This window comes from Longimicrobium sp. (assembly GCA_036377595.1).
Taxonomy (GTDB): Bacteria; Gemmatimonadota; Gemmatimonadetes; order Longimicrobiales; family Longimicrobiaceae; genus Longimicrobium.
In genome coordinates, this window is sequence record DASUYB010000014.1 from 23,916 (window position 1) to 46,229 (window position 22,314).

The 22,314-nt window shown below is 69.8% G+C and carries 18 protein-coding genes and 1 riboswitch; of the genes, 7 read left to right on the top strand and 11 right to left on the bottom strand.

What is annotated here, in order from left to right:
- Positions 1 to 366 precede the first annotated feature (366 nt).
- From VF092_01785 to VF092_01800, 4 genes are all read right to left on the bottom strand, one after another.
- A complete protein-coding gene (locus VF092_01785) occupies positions 367 to 3,681 on the bottom strand; it encodes an efflux RND transporter permease subunit (GenBank protein HEX6746015.1) in 3,315 nt (1,104 codons plus the stop codon).
- Positions 3,682 to 3,693: 12 nt separating this feature from the next.
- Positions 3,694 to 4,800 carry an efflux RND transporter periplasmic adaptor subunit gene (locus tag VF092_01790; GenBank protein ID HEX6746016.1) on the bottom strand — a complete coding sequence of 369 codons (1,107 nt, stop codon included), beginning with the start codon at positions 4,798 to 4,800 and terminating at the stop codon, positions 3,694 to 3,696.
- 2 nt (positions 4,801 to 4,802) lie between these two features.
- The gene (locus VF092_01795) at positions 4,803 to 6,464 is read right to left on the bottom strand and encodes a TolC family protein (GenBank protein HEX6746017.1); all 1,662 of its coding nucleotides are present in this window, start codon (positions 6,462 to 6,464) and stop codon (positions 4,803 to 4,805) included.
- Between the two features lie 138 nt (positions 6,465 to 6,602).
- Positions 6,603 to 7,091, bottom strand: a complete 489-nt coding sequence (locus VF092_01800) for a hypothetical protein (protein ID HEX6746018.1) — start codon at positions 7,089 to 7,091, stop codon at positions 6,603 to 6,605.
- 555 nt (positions 7,092 to 7,646) lie between these two features.
- Here VF092_01800 and VF092_01805 point away from each other — a divergent pair.
- From VF092_01805 to VF092_01825, 5 genes are all read left to right on the top strand, one after another.
- Entirely contained in the window at positions 7,647 to 8,336 is a 690-nt protein-coding gene (locus tag VF092_01805) for a hypothetical protein (protein ID HEX6746019.1), read from the top strand.
- A gap of 7 nt (positions 8,337 to 8,343) precedes the next feature.
- The gene (locus VF092_01810; GenBank protein HEX6746020.1) at positions 8,344 to 9,396 is read left to right on the top strand and encodes a hypothetical protein; all 1,053 of its coding nucleotides are present in this window, start codon (positions 8,344 to 8,346) and stop codon (positions 9,394 to 9,396) included.
- A 59-nt stretch (positions 9,397 to 9,455) separates the two neighbouring features.
- Positions 9,456 to 11,303 (top strand): OmpA family protein, encoded by a 1,848-nt coding sequence (locus VF092_01815; protein HEX6746021.1) that lies wholly within the window; start codon positions 9,456 to 9,458, stop codon positions 11,301 to 11,303.
- 106 nt (positions 11,304 to 11,409) lie between these two features.
- Positions 11,410 to 12,204: a hypothetical protein gene (locus VF092_01820; GenBank protein ID HEX6746022.1), complete on the top strand. Its 795-nt coding sequence runs from the start codon at positions 11,410 to 11,412 to the stop codon at positions 12,202 to 12,204.
- 2 nt (positions 12,205 to 12,206) lie between these two features.
- Positions 12,207 to 13,037, top strand: a complete 831-nt coding sequence (locus tag VF092_01825) for an ABC transporter ATP-binding protein (GenBank protein HEX6746023.1) — start codon at positions 12,207 to 12,209, stop codon at positions 13,035 to 13,037.
- A gap of 75 nt (positions 13,038 to 13,112) precedes the next feature.
- Here VF092_01825 and VF092_01830 read toward each other — a convergent pair whose 3' ends face one another.
- Positions 13,113 to 14,045, bottom strand: coding sequence for a hypothetical protein (locus tag VF092_01830; GenBank protein ID HEX6746024.1), 933 nt, complete (start codon positions 14,043 to 14,045; stop codon positions 13,113 to 13,115).
- Positions 14,046 to 14,233: 188 nt separating this feature from the next.
- Here VF092_01830 and VF092_01835 point away from each other — a divergent pair, with 188 nt between their 5' ends.
- A complete protein-coding gene (locus VF092_01835) occupies positions 14,234 to 14,491 on the top strand; it encodes a hypothetical protein (protein HEX6746025.1) in 258 nt (85 codons plus the stop codon).
- 155 nt (positions 14,492 to 14,646) lie between these two features.
- On the opposite strand, the gene VF092_01840 is transcribed toward VF092_01835, so the two are convergent.
- The 5 genes from VF092_01840 to VF092_01860 form a co-directional block, all read right to left on the bottom strand.
- Entirely contained in the window at positions 14,647 to 15,489 is an 843-nt protein-coding gene (locus VF092_01840) for a DR2241 family protein (GenBank protein HEX6746026.1), read from the bottom strand.
- Positions 15,482 to 16,288 (bottom strand): CbiX/SirB N-terminal domain-containing protein, encoded by an 807-nt coding sequence (locus tag VF092_01845; GenBank protein ID HEX6746027.1) that lies wholly within the window; start codon positions 16,286 to 16,288, stop codon positions 15,482 to 15,484. The genes VF092_01840 and VF092_01845 overlap by 8 nt, the downstream gene beginning before the upstream one ends.
- A 335-nt stretch (positions 16,289 to 16,623) precedes the next feature.
- The gene (locus tag VF092_01850; protein HEX6746028.1) at positions 16,624 to 17,658 is read right to left on the bottom strand and encodes an ABC transporter permease; all 1,035 of its coding nucleotides are present in this window, start codon (positions 17,656 to 17,658) and stop codon (positions 16,624 to 16,626) included.
- Positions 17,651 to 18,601 carry an ABC transporter ATP-binding protein gene (locus VF092_01855; protein HEX6746029.1) on the bottom strand — a complete coding sequence of 317 codons (951 nt, stop codon included), beginning with the start codon at positions 18,599 to 18,601 and terminating at the stop codon, positions 17,651 to 17,653. Before VF092_01855 ends, VF092_01850 begins: the two co-directional genes overlap by 8 nt.
- A gap of 418 nt (positions 18,602 to 19,019) precedes the next feature.
- Positions 19,020 to 19,865: a dienelactone hydrolase family protein gene (locus VF092_01860; GenBank protein ID HEX6746030.1), complete on the bottom strand. Its 846-nt coding sequence runs from the start codon at positions 19,863 to 19,865 to the stop codon at positions 19,020 to 19,022.
- Positions 19,866 to 20,292: 427 nt separating this feature from the next.
- A riboswitch (cyclic di-GMP riboswitch) is annotated at positions 20,293 to 20,392 on the top strand.
- Positions 20,393 to 20,406: 14 nt separating this feature from the next.
- Here VF092_01860 and VF092_01865 point away from each other — a divergent pair.
- Complete coding sequence (locus VF092_01865; GenBank protein ID HEX6746031.1) at positions 20,407 to 20,997, top strand: M23 family metallopeptidase; 591 nt, start codon at positions 20,407 to 20,409, stop codon at positions 20,995 to 20,997.
- 177 nt (positions 20,998 to 21,174) lie between these two features.
- Here the strand turns inward: VF092_01865 and bioB are convergent, their stop codons facing one another.
- Positions 21,175 to 22,251 (bottom strand): biotin synthase BioB, encoded by a 1,077-nt coding sequence (gene bioB, locus VF092_01870; GenBank protein HEX6746032.1) that lies wholly within the window; start codon positions 22,249 to 22,251, stop codon positions 21,175 to 21,177.
- Positions 22,252 to 22,314 lie beyond the last annotated feature (63 nt).

The following is a 22,314-nucleotide window of genomic DNA, read 5'->3' on the forward strand; positions in this document are numbered from 1 at the left end:
CCCCGCCCGGTTCGCCCGAAAAGCTACGCCGCCCGGGCCCCGGACGGATCTCCGTCCGCGCAAAAACCTAGCGTTCGTAGACGGAAGAAACCAGAAAAATCACGAACTGCTGCGGTGCGCGATCGCTGTGCGGACACCTTCCGGTGACGACGCGAACGAAGGATCTGCCCGACCCGGCGTGGAGATCCGCTTTTCCGTGACCGGCCGGCCTCGCTCCCGCCCAACAAGATCCTTCGGACGCCGCAAGGACGCCACTTCCGCGCACGGCGCCCCCAGGATGACAGCGGGAGTGCGGCACCTATCGACTCACCGCCGCACTTTCGCACTTTCGCACTTTCGCACTTCCGCACTTCCGCACTTTCGCACTCAATCCGCCGACAACGCCTCCTCCGGCGCCCGCCGCGGCCGCGGGATGCGCTCCACCGGCGCGTGCTCCTCGGCCTTCGGCGTGCGCCGGAAGAGGCCGAACATCCACTCGCGCGTGTCGTCCAGGATCTCGTAGATCGTGGGGATCACCAGCAGCGTCAGCAGCGTGGAGGTCAGCACGCCGCCGATCACCGCCACGCCCATCGGCGCGCGGAACTGCGCCCCCTCGCCGCGCCCCATGGCCACCGGCAGCATCCCGGCGATCAGCGCGAACGTCGTCATCAGGATCGGGCGGAGGCGGATGGCGCCCGCCTCGATCAGGCTCTCGCGCAGCGGCGTCCCCCGCTCGTGCGCCCACTTGGCGAAGTCGATCAGCAGGATCGCGTTCTTCGCCACGATCCCCGCCAGCAGGATCACGCCGATCATGCTCATGATGTTCAGCGTGTTCCCCGTGAGCCACAGCCCCAGCACCACGCCGATCAGCGACAGCGGCAGCGACAGCATGATGGCCAGCGGGTCCAGGAACGAGCCGAACTGCACCACCAGGATCAGGTACATCAGCATGATCGCCACGCCCAGCGCGAACAGGATGCGCCCGAACACCTCGTTCTGGTCCTTGGTCTCGCCGCCCTGCGTCATCACGTAGCCCGCGGGGAAGCGCACGTTGCTGGAGATGCGCGCGTTGATGTCGCCGATTACCTCGGTCAGCGGCCGCCCCTGCGTGTTGGCCTGCACGGTGATCACGCGGTCGCGGTCCAGGTGGTCGATCTGCGCCGGGCCCACACCCTGCCGGATGGCCGCCACCTGGCCGAGGGGGACGGTGGACGTCCCCGCCGGGCCCTGCAGCACCAGCGGCATCTGCGCCAGGTCCACCGCGCGCCGCCGCGCCTCGGGGGCGAGACGGACCTCCACGTTCCGCGTCTCGCCGCTGGGATCCACCCAGTCGCCCGCGTCGATCCCCGCGAAGGCCGGCCTGAGCGCCTGCGCCACCTCGCCGGCGGTCACGCCCAGCGACCCCGCCAGCCCGCGGTTCAGCTCCACCTCGAGCTCCGGCTTCTGCCCCTTGGTCGACAGGTCGACGTCCACCGCGCCGGGAACCTGCTCCACCTCGGCCTTCACCTGCTCGGCCAGGCGGTTCAGCGTGGCGATGTCGGGGCCGCGCAGCTGGATCAGGATCTGCTTCTGGTCGCCGAAGCTGCCGTTGCTGAGCGCCACCGTCACCCCGCCCAGGTGCTTGGCGCGCTCGCGCACCTCGTTCGACACCACGTCCTGGCTGCGCCCCGGGCGGTCGTGCTTGGGCGTCATCCGGGCGTAGATGCTGGCCTGGTTCACCGTGCCGCCCTGTCCGCCGATGGTGGTGTAGGTGTACATCACCTCGGGGTGCGAGCGGGCGATGCGCGCCACCTCCTCGGCCTTCATCCGCGTGTAGTCGATGTTCGACCCCGGCGGCGTATCGATCTTGATGATGAACTCCGACCGGTCGTCGGTGGGGAAGAACTGGCCGCCCAGCTTCATCATCGCCGGCGCCATCCCCCCGCCCACGAACATCAGCACGATCCCCCCCACCGCCACCAGCGCGGCGAGCGACTTCCGCGGCTTCACCACGGTCAGGAACACCGCCACCCCCGCGGTGATGGCCAGCACGGTGAGGAAGGCGATGATCCCCTTCGCCGGGATCATCAGCGCGCCCACGAACGCCCCCGTGGCGATGATCACCATCGCCGCGCGGTGGTCCAGCGCCCAGGCCACGATCTTCTTGTAGCCCTCGGCCTGGCGTCCGAACCAGTGGTTGAACCGGTCGAGCTTGCGGGTGATCCACGCCTTCTCGTGCTCCTCCTTGTGCGGGTCCGCCCAGTAGGCGCTGAGCATGGGGTCCAGCGAGAAGGAGACGAACAGCGACACCAGCACCGACGACGCGATGGTCAGCGCGAAGGGCGCGAACCACTGCTCCGCCACCCCGCCCATGAACGCGATGGGCACGAACACGCAGACGATGGAGAAGGTCGTCGCGGCCACCGCGAGCCCGATCTCGTCCGTCCCGTCCATCGCCGCCGTGTAGTGGTCCTTCCCCATCTCCACGTGGCGCACGATGTTCTCGCGCACCACGATGGCGTCGTCGATCAGGATGCCGATGGCCAGGGAGAGGCCCAACAGCGACATGGTGTTGAGCGTGAAGCCGAACGCCCACACCGCCACGAACGAGGCCAGCACCGAGATCGGCAGCGCCACGCCGGTGATCACCGTGGAGCGCCACGAGTTCAGGAAGAGGAAGACGACCAGGACGGTGAGCAGCGCGCCCTCGAACAGCGTTTCCTCCACGTTCCGCACCGACCGGCTCACCCGCTCGCCCGAGTTGCGGATCACGTCCATCTTCACCCCGGCCGGCAGCTGCGGCCGGATCTTCTCCACCGAGGCGAGGACCGACGACGCCACCTGCGTGGTGCTGTAACCGGTGGACTTCTTCACGTCGATCCCCACCGCCGGCCGGCCGTTGAACAGCGCCAGCGTGCGCGGCTCCTCGGTCCCGTCGCGCACCGTGGCCACGTCGCCCAGGCGGACCACCGCGCCGTCGCGCTCCACCACCACCAGCTGGCGGAAGCTCTCGGGGTCGGGGAGGCGGCCCTTGAGGCGGATCGACCGCTCGTCCCACGTCCCCTTCACCGAGCCGACGGGCGCGGCCAGGTTCTGCGCCTGCAGCGCCTGGACGACCTGGGGGACGCCGACCTGGGCGGACTGCATCCGCGAGGGGTCCAGCTCCACCGTCAGCTCGCGCTCGATCCCGCCGGCCACCGTGACCTCGGCCACCCCCGCCACCGCCCGCAGCTCGCGGGTGATGCCGGGGTCGGCGATGCGCGTGAGCTCGGCCGGCGTCAGCGTGGTCGACGACAGGGTGATGGAGACGATCGGGAACTGGTTCGGATCGAACCGGCTCAGGATCGGCTCCTTCATCTCCGTGGGCAGGTCGTTGCGGATCTGCGAGATCTGGTCACGGATGTCCTGCGTGGCCTGCTGCAGGTCCTTCCCGAAGATGAACTGCACGATCAGCACGGCGTAGCCGTCGAACGACTGGCTGTTGATCTCGTCCACGCCGCTGATCCCGCCGATGGCCTCCTCCACCCGGTCCACCACCTCGCGCTCCACCGTCTCGGGGCTGGCGCCGGGATAGGGGATGGAGACGGCCACCACCGGGGGGTTGACCTCGGGGTACTCGTCGGTCTTCAGGTTGAACAGCGCGAACAGGCCGAAGACCACCAGGGCCAGCATCGACACCACGGTGACGACCGGCCGCTTGATCGCGAAATCGGAGATGAACATCCCGCTTCTCCTTTACGGCCGGGGGGCCGCCGTGATGCGCACCGGGGTTCCCGGGCTGGTGCCGAGGGCGGGGCCCACCAGCAGGGTGTCGCCTGCGGCCAGCCCGCCCGTCACTTCCACCCGCTCGCTGTCGGGGTCGCGGATGCCCAGCTGCACCGTCACCCGCTCCACCTTGCCGCCGCGCAGCCGCAGCACCGTGGGGGTCACGCCGCGCTCGTCCACCGCGTTGGCGGGGATCAGGATCCCCGTCCTCACCTGGCTTTCCACCCGCCCCTCGGCGAACAGCCCCGCCACCAGCGTCCCCGCTTCGTTGGGGATGGTGACCACCACGGGCACCTGCCGCGTCTGCGGGTCGGCCGCCGGGGCGATGCGCTGCACCGTTCCCGTGAACGTGCGGCCGGGGTAGCCGTTGACGGTGAAGCGCACCGTGGACCCGATCGTCAGCTGCCCCAGCTGGTCGGCGGGGACGTTGGCCTCGAGCCGCATGCTGCGCGGGTCGACCACGGTGAAGAGCGCCGCCCCCGGCTGCACGATGTCGCCCGCGCTCACCGGGCGGACGCTGACCACGCCGTTGATGGGCGAGCGCACCGTGGTGTTGGCCAGCTGCTTCTGCGCGCTGGCCTGCTGGCTGCGCGCGCCCGCGGCCTGCGCCTGCGCCTGGCTGAGCTGCGCGCGCGCCGCCTCCAGGTCGCGGTCGCTCATGGCGCCGGCCTGGTTCAGCGTCTGCGCCCGCTCGTAGTTGCGCCGCGCCACCTCCAGCGAGGTCTGCGCGGAGGCCACGCCGGTCCGCGCCGAGGTCGCCGCGTCGGTCAGCGCGGTGGCGTCGATGCGCGCCAGCGGCTGGCCCGAGCGCACGGCCTGCCCCTGGTCGGCGTACACCTCGAGCACCTGCCCGCCCACCTGCGCGCGGACCTGCGCCTCGCGTTCGGCCATCAGCGAGCCGGAAAGCTGCGGCCCGGTGCGGATCTCCTCGCTCTGCACCACCGCGACGGCCTCGGGGCCCAGCTCCACTCCCGCGGGCGCCTTTTCCGTGGCGGCGTCGCTCTCCTTGCCGCACGCCGCGATCACCAGGGCGGCCCCGGCGGCCAGCGCCGCGCGCCCGATCTTCGTTCCGTGCATCGTCACACTCCCCCCGTTCCGCTGAAGGCCGACGTGGTCGGCAGCTGCGGCGTTTGTGTCGGCTGCTGCTGTTGCTGCTGCGGTTGTGTCTGCTGCTGCGGTTGAGCCTGCTGCGGCTGCTGGTTGGCCGAGCTCCCGCCGGCCGCACCCGACGCCTGCTGCAGGTTCAGCGGCAGGTCGGGCAGGAGGGCGACGCGCACCTGCGCGATCTGCAGGTCGCGCGCGGCCTGCGCGCGGTTGGCCGTGGCCAGCTGCAGCTGGATGCGGCTGTCGGTGAGCTCGGTCTGCGTCGACAGCCCCTCGCGGTAGCGGATCTCGGCGATCTGGTAGGCGCGGGTGGCCTGCTCCACCGTGCCCGAGCTGGCCTGCCACTTGGCCCGGGCGCTCGACAGCTCGTCGAGCGCGGCGCGGGTGTCGAGCTGCGCCTGCGCCTTGACCGACTCGAGCGTGGCGCGCGACTCCAGGAGGTTGGCCTGCGCCACCATCTCGTCGCCGCGGATGCGCCCGCCGGTGAAGATCGGCACCGTCATCTGCGCGCCCACCGTCCAGTTGGTGGAGAAGTCGCTCCATGCCGGGAAGGCGCCGGCCGGGTAGCCCACGCGCCCCCAGTTGGAAACCAGGGAGAGGGTGGGCCAGCGCTGCGCCCGCGCCACGCGCAGCTGCGCCTCCTGCGTCTCCACCACCTGCACCGCCTGGCGCACGGGGGCGCGGTTGGCGGTGGTCGTGTCGCCCAGGAGATTCGGGTTCGAGGCGAAGCGGGCCACCGGCACCGGGGCCGCGTCGTCGAGCGGCGTGGTCAGCTGCACCGGCGCGGTGGTCGGCAGGTCCAGCAGCAGCCGCAGCCGGGTGTACGCCAGCTCGCGCTCGGCGCGCCGCTGGATCACCTGCGGCCGCTGGTTGTCGCGGGTGACGGTGGCGCGCAGCAGCTCGAACTCCGGCTGGTTCCCCACCTGGCGCGCCAGCGTCACCTGCCGCAGCGTCTCCTCCGCCTGCGCCAGCGCGGCCTCGGCGATCCCCACCAGGCGGTCGGTGAGCGCGGCGTCGTAGTAGGCCTGGGCCACGTCGAGCACCAGCTGCGCGCGGGTGGCGGACAGCTGGATGTCGGCGCGGCGGCGGCCGGCCGTGGCCGCGTCGACCTGCGCGGCAATGCGGCCGCCGGCGAACAGGTTCTGCGAGAGGTTGATCCCCAGCTGCCACGTGTTCGCCCGCCCGAAGGGAAGCGAGCCCAGCGAGGAGAAGGGGTTGCCGTTGGTGGCGCAGTCCACCGCGTGCTCCAGCGAGTCCACCCGCTGCTCGATCGGCAGCCCGGGGTTGGGCGCGAAGGTGCCGCAGTTGGTGGGGCCCGTCTGCGTGGTGGTGTCGGAGCCGCTGGCGAGCGACGAGAACTGCGACGCCAGCGCGCGGCTGTACGAGGCGAAGCCGTTCAGCTGCGGCAGCCGCTGGCTCTGCGCCTGCAGCCGCTGCCCGCTGGCCCGCATCACCCCCGCGCGGGCGACCACGATCTGGTCGCTGGCGTCCTCGGCCATGCGCAGCGCCTCGTCGAGCGAAAGCGGGCGCACGCCGCCGGCCGGCGCCTGCATCTGCGCCGCGGGGCGCGCGGGGGCGCCCGGCGGGGGGAGGGGGTTGGTCTGCGCGGCCAGCGGCGCGGCCGCCAGCAGGGCCAACGCAACGGCCCCGTACGCGCGTCGTGGTGCAAGGGGTCTACGCATATCCGTCAATCCAGAAGGTTCCAGGCGTTGCTGCGTCCGTCCGGCCCGCGGCCGGATCCCATCCCGCTTCGCCGTCCACACTCCGGACCGGCTTCAGGCCGCGTTCTCGGCCGGCGCCGCCGGGGCGTCGCCGTTCTTCAGCGCGTTCCAGGTGTCCATCAGGCGGTCCACCTCGGTGATCAGCAGCGCGTGGAAGCGCTCGGCCTCGCGCAGGCGCCGCTTTCCCTCGGTCATCTGCGGCGGAAGGCTCCCCTGCGCCTCGCCGAAGATCTTCACCATCTCGCGCCACCGCCCCTGGGCCACGCGCATCATGTGCTCCCACGGGCTGTCCTGCACCCGGTAGAAGTCGCGCCGGTCGCCCAGCGAGCTGACCCGCTCGATCATCCCGAACTGCTCCAGCATGCGGCAGTTGGTGCTGACGCCCGCCTTGCTGGCCTGCAGCTTCTCGGCGAGCTCGTCGAGCGAGAACGGGCGTCCGCCCACGAGCAGGAGGCCGAAGATGCGCCCGGCGCTGCGGGCCATCCCCTCCTTCTCGCAGATCAGCCCCATCCGCTCCACGAACTGCTGTACCGACTCGTCCACGGCGTTCTCCTGTGATGGTCCTTCGCCATTCTGCGGGCGAAGATATCAGTATCTGACCGTTCAGTCAATCCTGAACGATATTAATCATCTGACTGAACTGAATTCAGTGAACTGCAAGTTCCGGCGCCGCAAGCAGATGGCTGCCGTGGAGGAAACACCTGCTTGTGCGGGGAGATTGCCGGACGCGCCGACTGCCTCGAAAAAGACTCGCCCCACGCGGAGCAGCCGGAGGCGGCGGAGAGGCCGTATGTTCCTCTGCTCCCTCCGCTGCTCCGCGTGAGCCATCGGTTCTCCTCGCCACGCTACGGAGAGGAGGAGCAGCAACTCGCAACTCTCTGGGGGATCATTCGTAGTGACACGTGGGGCGAAGATCGTCCGGGGGTGTGGACGGATTCGCAATCATCGCATACATTTACCGCCTCTGGCTCGATCCGGGGCGGACGCCGCCGGAGCACGGAGCCTCCCCGATCTGTTTCCCGAGTCTCTCCAACCTCCAGCGGCGGCAACCGGCCACGGCATCCCCACCGCCGTGCACAGGGGCCGCGGACTCCCGCCATGAGCTCGATCTTCGACAAGCTGAAGGACGTGGGCAAGGACGCGCTGGGCACCTTCGTGGTGCTCGACGAGGACGGCAACGAGGTCAAGTCCGACGAGACCCTTCCCGCGGGCGCGCAGGGTGCTTCCGCTGGCCAGGGCGCCGCGCCGGCCCAGGGCTCGGCTCCCGCGGCCGTCCCCGCAATGGCCGTGGCGCCCGACCCCGAGTTCGTGCAGCAGCTGCACGCCGCCGTCGACGCCAGCAAGAAGGCCGCGCTGACCCAGTTCCGCGCGCTGTTCGCCGCGCTGTCGGCCGTGGCCGACGAGGCCACCCGCACGCAGCTCGCCCTTTCCGCCGCGCAGGCCAGCCACGGCTTCGGCGCCGCCCAGGTGGGCGAGGCCATCGCCGACCGCCTGCGCATCCTGGCGGGCGAGAAGGAGGGCTTCGAGAAGGCGGTGCAGGAAGAGACCGCCCAGTCCGTGGGCGGCACCAAGGCCGAGATCGAGAAGACGCGCGCGGAGATCACGAAGCGCATCGAGGAGATCAAGGCGCTGGAGGCGAAGGCCGCCGAGCTCGACAAGCAGGCGAAGGAAGCCACCGCCAGCATCGAAGCCAACTCGGCCCGCTTCGCCGCCAGCTACGCCGTGGTCGAGGCCGAGCTGACCGCCGAGCGCGCCCGCATCGCCCCGTTCCTCCAACCCGCGAAGTAGCCCGACGATGGAGACTTCCGCAACCGCGGGCGCCGCGAAGGCGCGCCGCACCTTCTGGCAGCGCCCCGAGGGCAAGGTGGGCGCGGGGATCATGGCCGCGCTGGGCGTGGCCCTGGCCTGGGGCTTCGTCAAGCTCCTGCCCACGCTCATCCAGGTCGCCGAGAACACGCTGTACCTGGCGTTCCTGATCGGCCTGATCGCCGTGCTCTACTGCGTGGTGTTCGTGTGGGACCGGCCGCGCACGCTGCTGTTCTACGCGCTGCAGATGATCAGCCGCTGGGTCACCAGCAACTTCGTGGAGCTGGACCCCGTGGCCATCCTCAAGGCGTTCGTGCGCCAGATGGAGCAGCGGCGCGAGGTGATCCAGGACCGCCTGGCCCGCATCGTGGGCGTTCGGCGGATGGTCGAGGCCAAGATCGCCAAGAGCGAGAAGGAGCGGCAGGACGCGTTGCGTCTCGCGAAGGCCGCCCAGGCCAGCCACGACGAGGACGGGCTGAACGCACACGCCGAGATCGCCGCGCGCCGCGCGCGCGACATCGAGGAGTACAAGTCGATGCAGGAGCAGATGCTGAGCATCGAGAAGCTCCTGCAGCGGGTGATGAGGCGCGCCGACTACCACATCCAGACCGCGCGCGACGAGGCCAACCAGCTGGCCGACAAGCATACCATCACCGGCGCCGTCGCCTCGGCCACGGCGGCCGCGCAGGGGATCTTCGGCGACACCGACCTGGCCGAGGTCCGCGACATGGCCGCCGAGCGCATCCGCGACGACTACGAGAAGCGGCTGGGCGAGCTGCAGACGCTGATCGACCTCACGGATTTCGATCACGCCGTGGATCTCAATCAGATGGCCTTCCGCCAGGAAGGGCTGGCGCAGCTGATGGAGGCGGAGAAGAAGGTGACCGCCGCCGAGCTGGCCGACCCCTCCGCCGCCAAGCCCGGCGCGGGCGCGGCGCTCCTGGCCGAGGCGCAGGGCGGCGGCTCGTCCGCGTCGGGCCCGGCCACGTCGGGCGACGCGGGCGGCGCGAGCAAGTGGCGCAGCAGGCTCCGGCGGCAGTAGCCGCCGGACGCCTTCAGAGGTGATAGACGGAGCAGTAAACCCCAACCCCCGACCCTACCATGCAACTGACGTCCACCGGCCAGAAGACGGTGCGCATCATCGGCGGCCTCGCCGTGATCGCGGCCATCGGCTTCGGCCTGAAGTACGCCGCCAGCCACGGCTACGGCCGGCAGATCATGCGCGCCATCGTTCCCGAGAAGGTGAGCGGGCTCGACGCGGGCAGCGACATCGGCAACGGCTTCGCCACGGGGAGCGGCACGGTGGCCTTCGCCGGGCTCCCCAGCGACCGCCCGGCCGACCTCCCCGGCGCGCCCGAGGTGCGGATCAACTTCTGGGCGTGGAACTCCCAGATGGGGTGCCTCTACTCCAACGGCGGCCCGGTGACCACCGAGGGCTCGCTGATGGCGAAGCAGGGGATCAAGGTCCGCATCGACCGCCAGGACGACAACACGCAGCTGATGGCGCAGCTGACCGCGCTGGCCAAGGGGCTGCACGACGGCCAGGCGCAGCCGCGCGAGGGGATCCACTTCATCGGCATCATGGGCGACGGCTCGGGGGCCTTCCTGGCCGCGCTCAACAAGCAGCTGATCGACTCGTTCGGCGAGGACTACCGCGCCGAGATCGTGGGTTCGTGCGGCTACTCGCGCGGCGAGGACAAGCTGATGGGCCCGCAGAAGTGGCGCGACAACCCGCAGAGCATGCGCGGCGCGGTGGTGGCCGGCGTGCTGCGCGACGGCGACTGGAACATCGCCCAGCGCTTCATGGGCGACAACGGCATCCCCAACAACCCCGACGAGACCACCTACGACCCCAACGCGGTCAACTGGGTGAACACCTCGAGCTACGTGGAGGCGGCCGAGAAGTACGTCGCCAACTACTGCGAGGACCGCCGGGTGGTGGAGAACGGGAAGGCGACCGGGCAGACGCGCCGCGTGTGCGTGGACGGTATCGTCACCTGGACGCCGGCCGACGTGACCGCGGCGAAGGGGCGCGGGGGGATCGTGAGCATCGTGTCGACCAAGGAGTACACGTCGCAGATGCCGCACGTGATCATCGGCATCCACAAGTGGAACCAGCAGAACCGGCAGACGGTGGAGAAGATGCTGACCGCCTTCCTGCAGGGCGGCGACCAGGTACTGCACCACCCGCAGGCGCTGACCCGCGCGGCCCAGATCAGCCAGCAGATCTACAACGAGAGCGGCGCCGACGCGGCGTACTGGGAGAAGTACTACCGCGGCGTGACCGAGCCCGACAAGACGGGCGTCCCCGTCGACCTGGGCGGCAGCAAGGCGAACAACCTGGCCGACAACCTGGTGCTGTTCGGCCTGGCGCCGGGGACCACGCCGGAGACCAGCCGCTTCCGGGCCACGTACACCGTGTTCGGCAACATCGTCAGCCAGCAGTATCCGGATCTCGTGCCCAGCGTCCCGCCGATCGACCAGATCCTGGACGTGAGCTACCTGCAGGCGGTGGCGCAGCGCGCCGGCGGCGCGCAGACCGCGGCCGCCGCGGCCGAGACCAACACCTACACCGGCTCGGGGAACGTCTCGCGCGTGGTGGGGCGCCGCAACGTGTCGATCACCTTCGAGACGGGGTCGGCCACCTTCACCCCCGAGGCCGAGCAGCAGCTGCAGCAGCTGTTCGACGAGCTGTCCATCAACTCGCTGGCGGTGGAGATCCACGGGCACACCGACAACGTCGGCAACCCCGACGCCAACCAGCAGCTGTCGGAAGACCGCGCGCTGGCGGTGAAGCAGTGGCTGGAGCAGCGCTCGGCCAGCACCTTCCCGCAGGGCCGCATCCGCATCTTCGCGCACGGCCCCACGCAGCCGATCGAGTCCAACCGGACGGCCGAGGGGCGCGCGGCCAACCGCCGGGTGGAGATCGTGATCGGCACCAACAGCTGATCGCCCTGACCGCAGGACTGGCCGGGGCGCGGGGAGACCTTGCGTCTCTCCGCGCCCCGGCCGCGTCTCCACCCCCCTGATCACGCGACGTAAGGGTTTCCAGCCGATGCCTTCGCTCGGTCCCGCGCTCCGGCCCAACCAGTGGGTCCCGCAGCGCACCTACGCCACCATGGCCGCCGCCTGGGCCGCCCTGGTGATCCTCCTCTGGCTCTTCGGCGCGGGGATCTTTCCCAGCCCGGCGCGGGTGCTCGAGGCGCTCCGCAACCTCACGGCCAGCCAGGGGCTGATCGGCGAGCTGCTGACCTCGCTGACGCTGTTCGCCGAGGCGCTGGCGGTGGCCGTGGCCATCTCCTTCACGCTGGCGTACCTGAGCGTCGTCCCCGCGCTGCGGCCCATCGTCACGGCGCTGACCAAGGCGCGCTTCCTGAGCCTGGTGGGCTTCACCTTCGTCTTCACGATCTGGTTCAGCGGCGGGCACGCGCTGAAGCTGGCGCTGCTGGTGTTCGGCATCTCCGCCTTCCTGCTGACGTCGATGGTGGACGTGGTCGCCTCGGTGCCCACGGAGAAGCTGGACCACGCGCGCACGCTGCGCATGGGCGACTGGCGCGTGGTCTGGGAAGTCGTCGTCCTCGGGCAGATGGGGCCCGCCTTCGACGCCATCCGCCAGAACGCGGCGATGGGGTGGATGATGCTGACCATGGTCGAGGGGCTGGTGCGCGGCGAGGGGGGGATCGGGACGATGCTGGTGGACCAGCAGAAACACTTCAACCTGGCGGCGATCGTGGCCGTGCAGGGGGTGTTCCTGATTGCCGGGTTCTTCCAGGACGCGTTCCTGGGATGGCTGAAGTCCGTGCTGGTGCCCAGCGCGGCCCTCGTCACCGCGCGCGGCAAGGGAGGGTGACGATGAGCACGGCGCACGTGTACGAGCGCAAGGGCGTCCTCCTCGACATCCAGGGCGTCACCTTCACCCGCAACGGCGTTCCCATCCTCCGCGAGGTGAACGCGCAGATCCGCGACGTGGTCCGCCCCGGCGTGAAGCAGGGGCAGATCGTAGGCCTGCTCGGCCCGTCGGGGGTGGGAAAGACCACGCTGTTCAAGATCCTTGCGGGGCTGCTGAAGCCCGACGCGGGGACGGTGAAGATCGGCGAGAAGGCGCTGCCTGCCACTCCCGGGCTGGTGGGCGTGGTGGCGCAGAACTACATCCTGTTCGAGCACCGCACGGTGCTGGGGAACCTGACCATCGCCGCGCGGCAGGCGGGGATGAGCGGCGACGACGCGAAGGCCGCGGCGATGAAGTACCTGGAGCGCTTCGGGCTGGCCGCGCACGCGGACAAGTATCCCATGCAGGTCTCGGGCGGGCAGCGGCAGCGCATCGCCATCGCGCAGCAGCTGCTGTGCAGCGAGAACTACCTGGTGATGGACGAGCCGTTCAGCGGGCTCGACGTGCTGCAGCAGGAGAACGTGCACCAGCTGCTGCAGGAGGTCAGCCAGGTGGCCGAGGAGAACACGCTGATCATCGTGACGCACGACGTGAGCGCCGCGGTGGCCGTGTGCGACACCATCTGGCTGATGGGCCGCGAGCGCGACGCGCAGGGGAACGTGGTCCCCGGCGCGCGGATCGTGGAGGAGATCGACCTGATCGAGCGCGACCTCTGCTGGCACCCCGACATCCGCCAGAGGCCGGAGTACATCAAGCTGGTGAACGAGATCAAGGCGCGCTTCCACACGCTCTGATCCACCTCCGACGGATGCGATTCCAGAGAGCGGCCTCCGCGCGGCGCGGAGGCCGCTCCGCTTGTGATGACTCGACTAGGCGTTGCCCCCGGCTGTCCGCATTGCCTCGGGAGCAGGGTCACCCAGGATTCGCCGCTTGATTTCCGCCTTCTCTTCGTCCGTTCGGCCTTTGGCGACGTGTTTCCACATCAGCTTGAACATCTGGCGGTGGATCTCCACGAACCAAGGATCCTCGAGGATTCGGCCAGCTTCGCTGTGGCTTTGCCCGAGGCCCCAGTGGATGATCACGACGTTGCCCAGGATCGCGAAACCGAAGCCCGTGGGGAACTTGTACTGTTCCAGGTAGGCCACCTTTTCAGGATAAATGACTCGACCCTCTACGTTGGGATATAACTTGCTCAAGTGGTCACTTAGAACTCTCTTCTCCGCGTCGCTGAACGACTTTCCCGGCTCTGCGATGAAGATCCTCTTCACGTTGATGCCCTCGAGTGACCGCCGATAGTTGGCTTCGTAGTACATCTGCAGAAGAGGGGAATCCCACTCCTTTTGTCCGCACACAGCGAGAATCTCTCGATGCCGGGTTGGATCCAGGTTGCGGACATGCTCTATCAGCTTTTGTGTACACACTTTCGCCGTGCTGAGGCGCCTGGTTTTATCGGTGAGTTGGAGGAGCGGGCTACGGGCCCGCTCAAAGATCTCTTCCCGCAGAACGGCCAGGTACGGATCGCGAACGGGCGCGGCAATAGCCAGGATGTCCTCGCGAATCCGAGAAACATCCTCGCGGAGCTGGTCGGGAATTTTAGTCCAGTTTTTCTCGACGGTCCAACTGAGTGTGAACACCATGGCAGTGATGAGGATGGATATCGATGCAACGATCGGAATCTGGCGGTTCGTCGCACCTGCGAGGAGATTCACGATCAGGACTACCACGGCTGCTCCCAGTGCGATGATTCCGGGCATGAACCATCGCTTGTACAAGGGCTCCGGCTTGTCTTGGGCTTGAACCATGTGTACACCTCCCTCAAGGACTACGGTCGTAACAAGGCAAGTTCAGTCAGCAATCGGGAGTGACGGTGAAGGATTTCCTTACGAGTCACAGTATAGTGTCTGAAATTCAGCACTCAACTGAAACATATGTCGCCCGACACCGCAGCCCTGCGACGGCGGGCGCGAATCTTCAGACAAGGATCCTGGAATTGAAGCCGAACCAGTTGTGGACGCTCGTGGCCGAGGTCACCCGTCCACTGCAGCCCGACGTCGACCGGCGCGACGTGCTCGGCCGCGTCATCCGCGCGATCGAGGACGCGCGCGACGCCGGCTTCGACTCGGCGGAGATGGCCGAGGTGCGCGGCCTTGCCCTCGTCGCGCTGTCGAACGGCGAGCGCCGCAAGCTCACCTCCGCCATGGCCAAGATCTACGGCACCGCCCTCGTCGAGCGCGCCAAGACCGGGTGACGGCGATCCGCGGTGCGATGAGAAACTCGGGGCGGCGAGGAGATGCATCCTCGCCGCCCCGATTTTCTAATCGGCTCACGCAGGGTCAGCAGAGTCAGCAGTAAAACTGCAGTTCAACTGCTGACTCTGCTGACTCTGCGTGAGCCCCCTTCTTTTCAGTCTCCCAGACGCGCGGCAAGATAGCGGATGCGGCGGAGGTTGGTGGGATCTTCGAACTCGCCCTCGCGCGCCCGGCCCAGCGTCCCGTCCGCCGCGGCGGAGACGATGGCGCGGAGCTGCGCCACCTCCTCGTCGCCCAGCGCGCCGAGGCCGGGAACGTGGCGGCGGGGGGCGCGCTCGAGCTTCAGCACCTGCCGCGCGAGGGAGACGAACATCGAGCACGCCTCGGGGCAGGGCACGGCCGCGTCGCCGTCCACCGGCCCCTCGTCGACCGCGCCGAGGAACTCCATCTCGTCCACGTCCCACGCCACGCGGCGCAGGCAGACGGCGTCGGCGCAGCAGGCGCGCGCGGTGACCCGCACGGCGTGCGCATCCAGCAGCTTCACCGACGAGTAGATGCCGCTCTGCCGCCCCGCCGTCTCGCGCCAGTGGGTCACCCGCAGCGTGCCCGTTCGCCCCGCGTGCCAGTGCACCGCGCAGGCGGGATAGAGATAGTCGAGCGCCGTCCACAGCCCGCGCGCGTCGAGGTCGACCAGCGCCCACCCCTGCTTCAGGTTGGGCGACGTCTTCAGCGGCCGGTGGTCGCCGCGGTTCGTCGTCTGCGCGATCTCGCGCGCGAAGAACGGGTCGCGCGATACCCACTCCAGCGACTGCATCGAGCGGTGCATGTCGCGGCGGTGGCGGATCTCGTACCGCCCCTCTCCCGTCGCCAGCAGGCGCGCCTGCAGGAAGACGCGGCCCGTCTCCCCCGCCTCGTCGACCCACGCGGCCAGCGCGCGGCGCGCCTCGGCCACCCCGCCGGGTGCGTGCGCGCCGCGGACCTCGGGGCGGTCAGACACCGGCCGCCTCCGCGATCTCCACCCCGTCAGGCACCGCGGCGCCTGCCTCACGCGCGCGCTGCAGGATGATGCGCGCGATCTCGGGGAAGGTGCCCACCGGCGGCGCGTACCAGATCGTCCGCCCGTCCTTCTCCGTCACCGCGCTCACCGCCGGGCGGCTGATCCCCAGGTCGTCGGGGATGGTCTCCTGCGTGTGCCACCCCTCGGCCACGAAGAAGGGGACCAGCACCATCCGCCGCTCCTCCATCTCCTCCAGCACGCGGCCGACCTCGGGCTCCTGGTCGAGGAAGCCGGTGCGCACGTGGCCGAACACGCCCGCCGCCTCGGCCTCGCGGGTCACGCGGTAGATGACCTCGGCGGAGTTGCTGTTCCGCTCCGTCCCGTGGCCGATGATGACCAGCCCCGCCTCGCGCGCCTCGTGGTGCGACAGCCCGGCCGTCTCCTCGGCGCGGCGCAGGATCATCGCGGCCATCGACGGGTGCGTGCCGACGGGGCCGCAGTAGCGGATCGACTTCCCCAGCTTGTGGGTGATGGAAGGCGCGGGCCCCACGAGCCCCAGCTCGCGCGGGATGACCTCCTCGGTGAAGTAGCCCTCGGAGATGAAGAGGGGGACCACGTAGACGTCGTCCGGCTCGACGAGGTCGAACACCTCGCGCATGGACGGCTCTTCCTTCCAGAAGCACTCGCGCACCTCGTCGAACACGCCCGTCCGCCGGATCGCCGCCGCGTGCCGGTAGACGGGCGCGCTCGAGTCCGCGTTCAGGTGCGACCCGTGCCCGATGATCACCAGTGCCTGCAAACCACCGCTCCTTCAAGAACTTCCGTCAGGGGGAGATACCGGAAAGATGGGCGTTCCGCCGCCGGCGCGGCAAGATGGAGAGATCGGTTGGAGGATGAAGAAACGCACAGAATGTCATTCCGAGCGCCGCCGCTCGACCGATCTTTCGTCCACACCGAATTCAGTGCGGCGGCCGAGGAATCTTTGGCCCGCATCCGAGCGACAGGCGGGCTGTCGCTCGGATGCAGGCCACGGATTCCTCAGGCGCCGGAGTTCGGTGTGATGGAGAGGCCGGTGCAGCGCCTTCGGAATGACATGCTTGGGGTGGGACGACGGAGCCGGCCGACGTCCCACGTCTACTGCCAGCGGAAGAGCTTGAGGGCGGCGAGGAAGGAGAGGACCATCCACGCGGCGAGGATGGCCACCTGCGGCCAGTACGCCGTCACCGGGAGCGCGTCGTTGTAGACGGCGCGGAAGGCGTCGTTCAGCGCCGTCAGCGGAAGCGCGCGGATCGCCGGCTGGATGACGTCGGGGTAGCGGCTGGCGGAGAAGAACACGCCCGACAGCACGAACATCGGCAGCATCACCACGTTCAGGATGCCGCTGATCCCCTCGATGGTGCGCGCGCGGCTGGCCGCCAGCAGCCCCAGCCCCGCGAACGTCATCGCCCCCAGGATCACCAGCCCGGTGAAGGCCAAAAGCGATCCCCGCACCGTCACCCCGAACGCCAGCCAGGCGAAGATCACGATCGGCGGCACCTCGAGGCCCAGGAAGACCAGGCGCGACAGGATCATCGCCAGCAGGTAGTCGCGCTTCCTCATCGGCGTGCTGACCAGGCGCTTGAGCTGCTTCTTGTTGCGCATCTGCACCAGCCCGAACCCGATCCCCCACATCCCCGTGCTCATCAGGTTCAGCCCGATCAGCCCGGGGATCACCCAGTCGATGTAGCGCGCGCCCGGCTCGCGCCGCCGGTCGTCCGCCGTCGCCACCGGCCGCGTGGCGCCGGAGCCGCGCTGCACCGCCTCGTCCGCGAGCAGGCGGCCGACGCGGCTCTCGTCACGCGCGGCGTCGAAGCGGTAGACGAGCCGGTCCGTCCCCGCCAGCACCACGGCCACGTCGCCCTTGCGGACGGCGCGCTCGGCGGCGGTGTCGTCGAGCATCACCACGCGGATCTCCGGCGACGCGCGGAGCGCGGGGAGGTAGCGCTCGGCCACGGAGCCGCGCTGCACACCCACCGCGGCGCGCTCCGCCGGCCGGTCGCGGAAGGCCACGCCCAGCCCCACCGCCATCAGGATGGGGAAGACGAAGGTCCAGAAGAGCGCTTCGGGCTCGCGCAGGAACGAGCGGATGCGGAGGAGCACCAGCTCGCGCAGGGGGCTGAACTCACTCATCGCGCAGCTCCCGCCCGGTCAGGGAAAGGAAGACGTCTTCCAGCGTGGCCTTGTGCGTCACCAGCGAGGTCAGCTCGCCCCCCGCGGCGGTGGCGGCGGCCAGCAGCCCGGGGAGCGACTGCGCCAGATCGTCCACCGTCAGCAGCGTGTGCTCGCCGCGCGCGGCCACGCGGCGGGCGCCGGGGACGGCGCGCAGCGCGTCTTCCCCGATCGGCGCCGTGGCGGCGAACTCGATCACGTACGCGCCGCCGAGCCCGCTGATCAGCTGGTCGGGGGTGCCCTGCGCGATGATCTCGCCGTGGTCGAGGATGGCGATGCGGTCGGAGAGCGCCTGCGCCTCGTCCATGAAGTGCGTGGTCAGCAGGATGGTGCCGCCGCGCGCGCGGAACGCCTCGCACACGTCCCACAGCTGCCGGCGGGACTGGGGATCCAGCCCCGTGGTCGGCTCGTCGAGGAAGAGGATGTCGGGCTGTCCGGCCAGGGCGCACGCGACGGAGAGCCGCTGCTTCTGGCCGCCGGAGAGGTTGCGCACCTGCGTGTCGCGCTTCTCCTCCAGCTGCACGAAGCCGATCAGCTCGCCGGGGGTGGGGCCCTGGGGATAGAACGAGCGGAAGAGGCGCACGATCTCGCCCACGGTGGAGCGGTCGGGGAACTCGCTCTCCTGCAGCTGCACGCCCAGGCGCGCGCGGATGCGGTCGCCGTCGCGCTCCCAGCGCATCCCCAGCACCTCCACCTCGCCGGCGTCGCGGGGGGTGAGGCCCTCGAGGATCTCGATGGTCGTGGTCTTCCCCGCCCCGTTGGGGCCCAGCAGCCCGAAGCACTCGCCGCGCCGGACCTCCAGGTCCAGCGCCTTGACCGCCACCGTCTCGCCGAAGCGCTTGTGCAGGCCGCGGACGAGGATGGCGGGCGTGTCCACGGCGGAGGATTGCGTGCCGGTCGGCAAGGATCGCGTGCGGGCTCGGGGTCGCGAGGAAACGGGGGGAGAAGGGTAGTGGGGATGGAGATCGGGGGCAACGGCGGCGGGCCGCACCGTCACCCATCGCGTCAAGACTGTCGCCGATCGCGTGAAGACTTCGGACAGATCGGAGAGATCCTGCCCGCCCGGCGCGGAGGCCCTCTCCCCCCGGCCCCCTCCCCCAAAACCGACTGGGGGAGGGGGAGACCTCAGCGCGGGGAGACGGTTCGGTGCGGGTAAGGAGGGTATCCTGCCCGCCGGGTTCTCCCAAGTAGAACTGCGACTTCTTCAATCGCGCGCCGGTGCAGTCACCTCTCCCAGGCTGTTTTGGGAGAGGTCGAAAAATGGAGAAGGGTCGAGACGGCAGTTTGTCTCGACCCTTCTCCATTTTTCGGGTGAGGGCCCCCTACGATTTCAGCGTGCGCGCGAAGAAGTCGACCGTGCGGGTCCACGCGTCGGCGGCGGCCTGGGCGTTGTAGGACTGGCCGCTGGGGTTGGCGAAGGCGTGGTTCGCGTCGTAGAAGCGGATGTCCACCGTCTTGCCGAGCGCCTTCAGCTCCTGTTCCATCTTCCGCACGCTGTCGGCGGGAATGCCGCGGTCCTGCAGGCCGAAGAACCCCGCCAGCGGCGCATCCAGCCGCGCCAGGCGCGCGCGGTCGGTCACCGGCTGGCCGTAGTACATCACCACCGCGTCCACGTACTCGGGAAGGTTGAGCCCCGCCTGCAGCGACCATCCCCCGCCGAAGCACCATCCCACCGTGCCGATCCTGCGCGCGTGCTTCTCCTGCTTCAGGAAGCGTGCGGCGCTGGCCAGGTTCATCACTCCGCGGTCGCGGTCGCCCATCACCTCGCGCATGTACGTCTGCGCGGCCTGCGCGTCGGTGGCGACCTTCCCCTGGTACAGGTCCACCGCCAGCGTGCGGTACCCCTCGCCGGCCAGGCGCCGCGCCATCATGCGGATGTTGTCGTTCAGTCCCCACCACTCGTGCACCAGGATGACGGCCGGGAGCGCGGCGTCGGCGCCGGAGGCGGCCGGATACGCCATGTAGCCGCGCACCCGCTGCCCGTCGACCAGGCCGTAGACGACCTCCTCGCCGCGCACCTCCTGCCGCGGCTCCTGGGCCGACGCGTTGGCCGTAGGCGTCTCGCCAGCGTGCTCGCGCGCCATGGCGTCTACGTGCGCGCTGTCGGCGGGCGCGGCGCCGCGGCCACCGCCCGAGCACCCGGCGGCGAACAGGAGCGTGGACAGCATCAGGACCTCTCGGCGCATCGGGAATCCCTCGCGTTCGCGGTCGAAATCGTCGTTGGAACGGGCAAGCGGACGGATGCATGCTACGCGCCGCCGGCGGCGGAGGCAACGCTGATCCCCGTCTCCACGAACTCGCGGGAGATGGAGGAGAACTGCGACCAAGATCGGTGTCAGCGCGGTCCGGAGGCGCGCGAATTGTCGGAAAGATGCCGATCCGGCGACAAGACTCTGGCGCAGGGCGGAGAAGCGGACTATCATGCGCGCCGTTCAACCGCACAATCCGTCGTCCGGACGCCACGCACCCGCGGCAACCCGCGTGCGCCTCCGAACCTCGCGTACCCCCGGCAGAGGAGAACCGCGCCCCGTTCGGTCCCACCCAGCAGTACCGGGATTCCATCGCAGTCGCCCCCGGCGCCACCCGACCGGGACTCCACGACAACGGCAAACCCGGCGAAAGCCGGCGACGCAAAGTTACGAGCCTACCGCGGGGCGCCCGCCGCACGCCCGGCCACGGCAGTCGAGCCGCCGATAGAGTACCATGGCCATGCCACGAACCACCCGGAAGTACCCCGCACTGCGCACCGTCGTGCTCGCCGCGGCCGCCCTGGCGCTGGCCGCCGCCCCCGCCGCCGCCCAGCGGATGGCGATGCTGGCGTCGTTCCCGATCCCGCCGCGCAACCCCGCGCGCGACATCGTGGACCTGCTGCGCTCGCGCAACCTGCTGATCCCCGTCGAGGGGGTCGGCGCGGGGCAGCTGCACGACACGTTCAACGCCGCGCGCTCCGGCGGCCGCGTGCACGACGCCATCGACATCCACGCGCCGCGCGGCACGCACGTGCTGGCGACCACCGACGGCACCATCATCAAGCTGCATCACAGCGCGCTGGGCGGCATCACCGTCTACCAGCTCGACGACGACGGCCGCACGCGCTACTACTACGCGCACCTCGACCGCTACGCCGACGGCATCGCCGAGGGCGTGCGCGTCACGCGCGGGCAGACGATCGGATACGTGGGCGACACGGGGAACGCGGCCCCCGGCGACTGCCACCTGCACTTCGCCATCGCCATCCTGAGCGACACCTCGCGCTGGTGGAGCGGCCGCAACGTCAACCCGTTCGAGGTCTGGAGATAGCATCTCCAGGAAGGTGACGCAGATCGGCCCCGCTTCGAAAGCTTCGGAGCGGGGCCGATGATCTTTTTGTCTCACGCAGAGTCAGCAGGGTCAGCAGTTGAACTGCGCAGTTTACTGCTGACTCTGCTAACTCTGCGGCTGCGTGAGACAAGTCTTTTCTGGCGAGGGCCAGGCTTGCTACGCTGTCGCCAGGACGGGAAGCGCCTCGCCGCGGAAGATCTCGGGGACGCCGTCGAGCGGATCTTCCTCGATTGGCTCGCCGTCGGGGGATTCGAGGACGAAGCCCATGTCGCGGATCATCTCCAGGTCGGCGCGGGCGGCCTGTCCCGGCGTGGTCAGGTAGTCGCCGATGAAGATGGAGTTGGCGGCGTACAGCCCCATCACCTGCATCGACCGCAGGTGCACCTCGCGCCCGCCGGAGATGCGGATCTCCTGCGACGGCAGCAGGAAGCGGTAGAGGCAGAGGATGCGCAGGCAGCGCCGCGGGTCGAGCTGGTCCACCCCCGCCAGCGGCGTCCCCACGATGGGGATCAGGAAGTTGACGGGAACACTGCGCACCTCCAGCTCGCGCAGCGACAACGCCAGGTCGATCACGTCGTCGTCCGTCTCGTTCATCCCCACGATCCCGCCGGAGCAGGTCTTGAGCCCCACCGCCTTCACCGCCTCGACCGTGGCCACGCGGTCGCCGAAGGTGTGGGTGGAGACGACGCTGGGCGTGTGGCGCTCCGACGTGTTCAGGTTGTGGTTCACCTGGGTGACGCCCGCCTCCTTCAGCCGCCGCGCCTGGTCCTCGGTCAGCAGCCCCAGGCAGGCGCACACCTTCAGGTCGTGCTTCTCGCGGACGGCGCGCACCGCGTCCAGCACCTTGGCGAACACCCGCTCGCCCGGCGTTCGCCCGCTGATGACCATGCAGAAGGTGCCCGCCTTCAGCTCCGCCGCGCGGTCGGCCGCCGCCAGGATCTTCTCGCGCGCCAGCATGGGATACTTCTCGATCTCCGCCGCGCTGATCTTCGACTGCGAGCAGTAGTTGCAGTCCTCGGGACAGAGGCCGCTCTGCGCGTTGCAGAGGAAGTGCAGCCGCACGCGGTTGCCGTAGAAGCGCCGCCGCACGCGGTACGCCGCGGCCAGCTGCTCCAGCAGCGCGGTGTCGGGCGCCGCCAGCACCGCGCGCGCCTCGTCGCGGGTGATGAGCTCGCCCGCCAGCGCGCGGTCGGCCAGCGCGTTCCAGTCGGGCAGGGCGTTCGGATTCGCCATCGTCCTCACGTCGTGGTTCGGGCGGGGGATGATGGGCGGGAAGGTACTCGGTGCGGCGGGAGG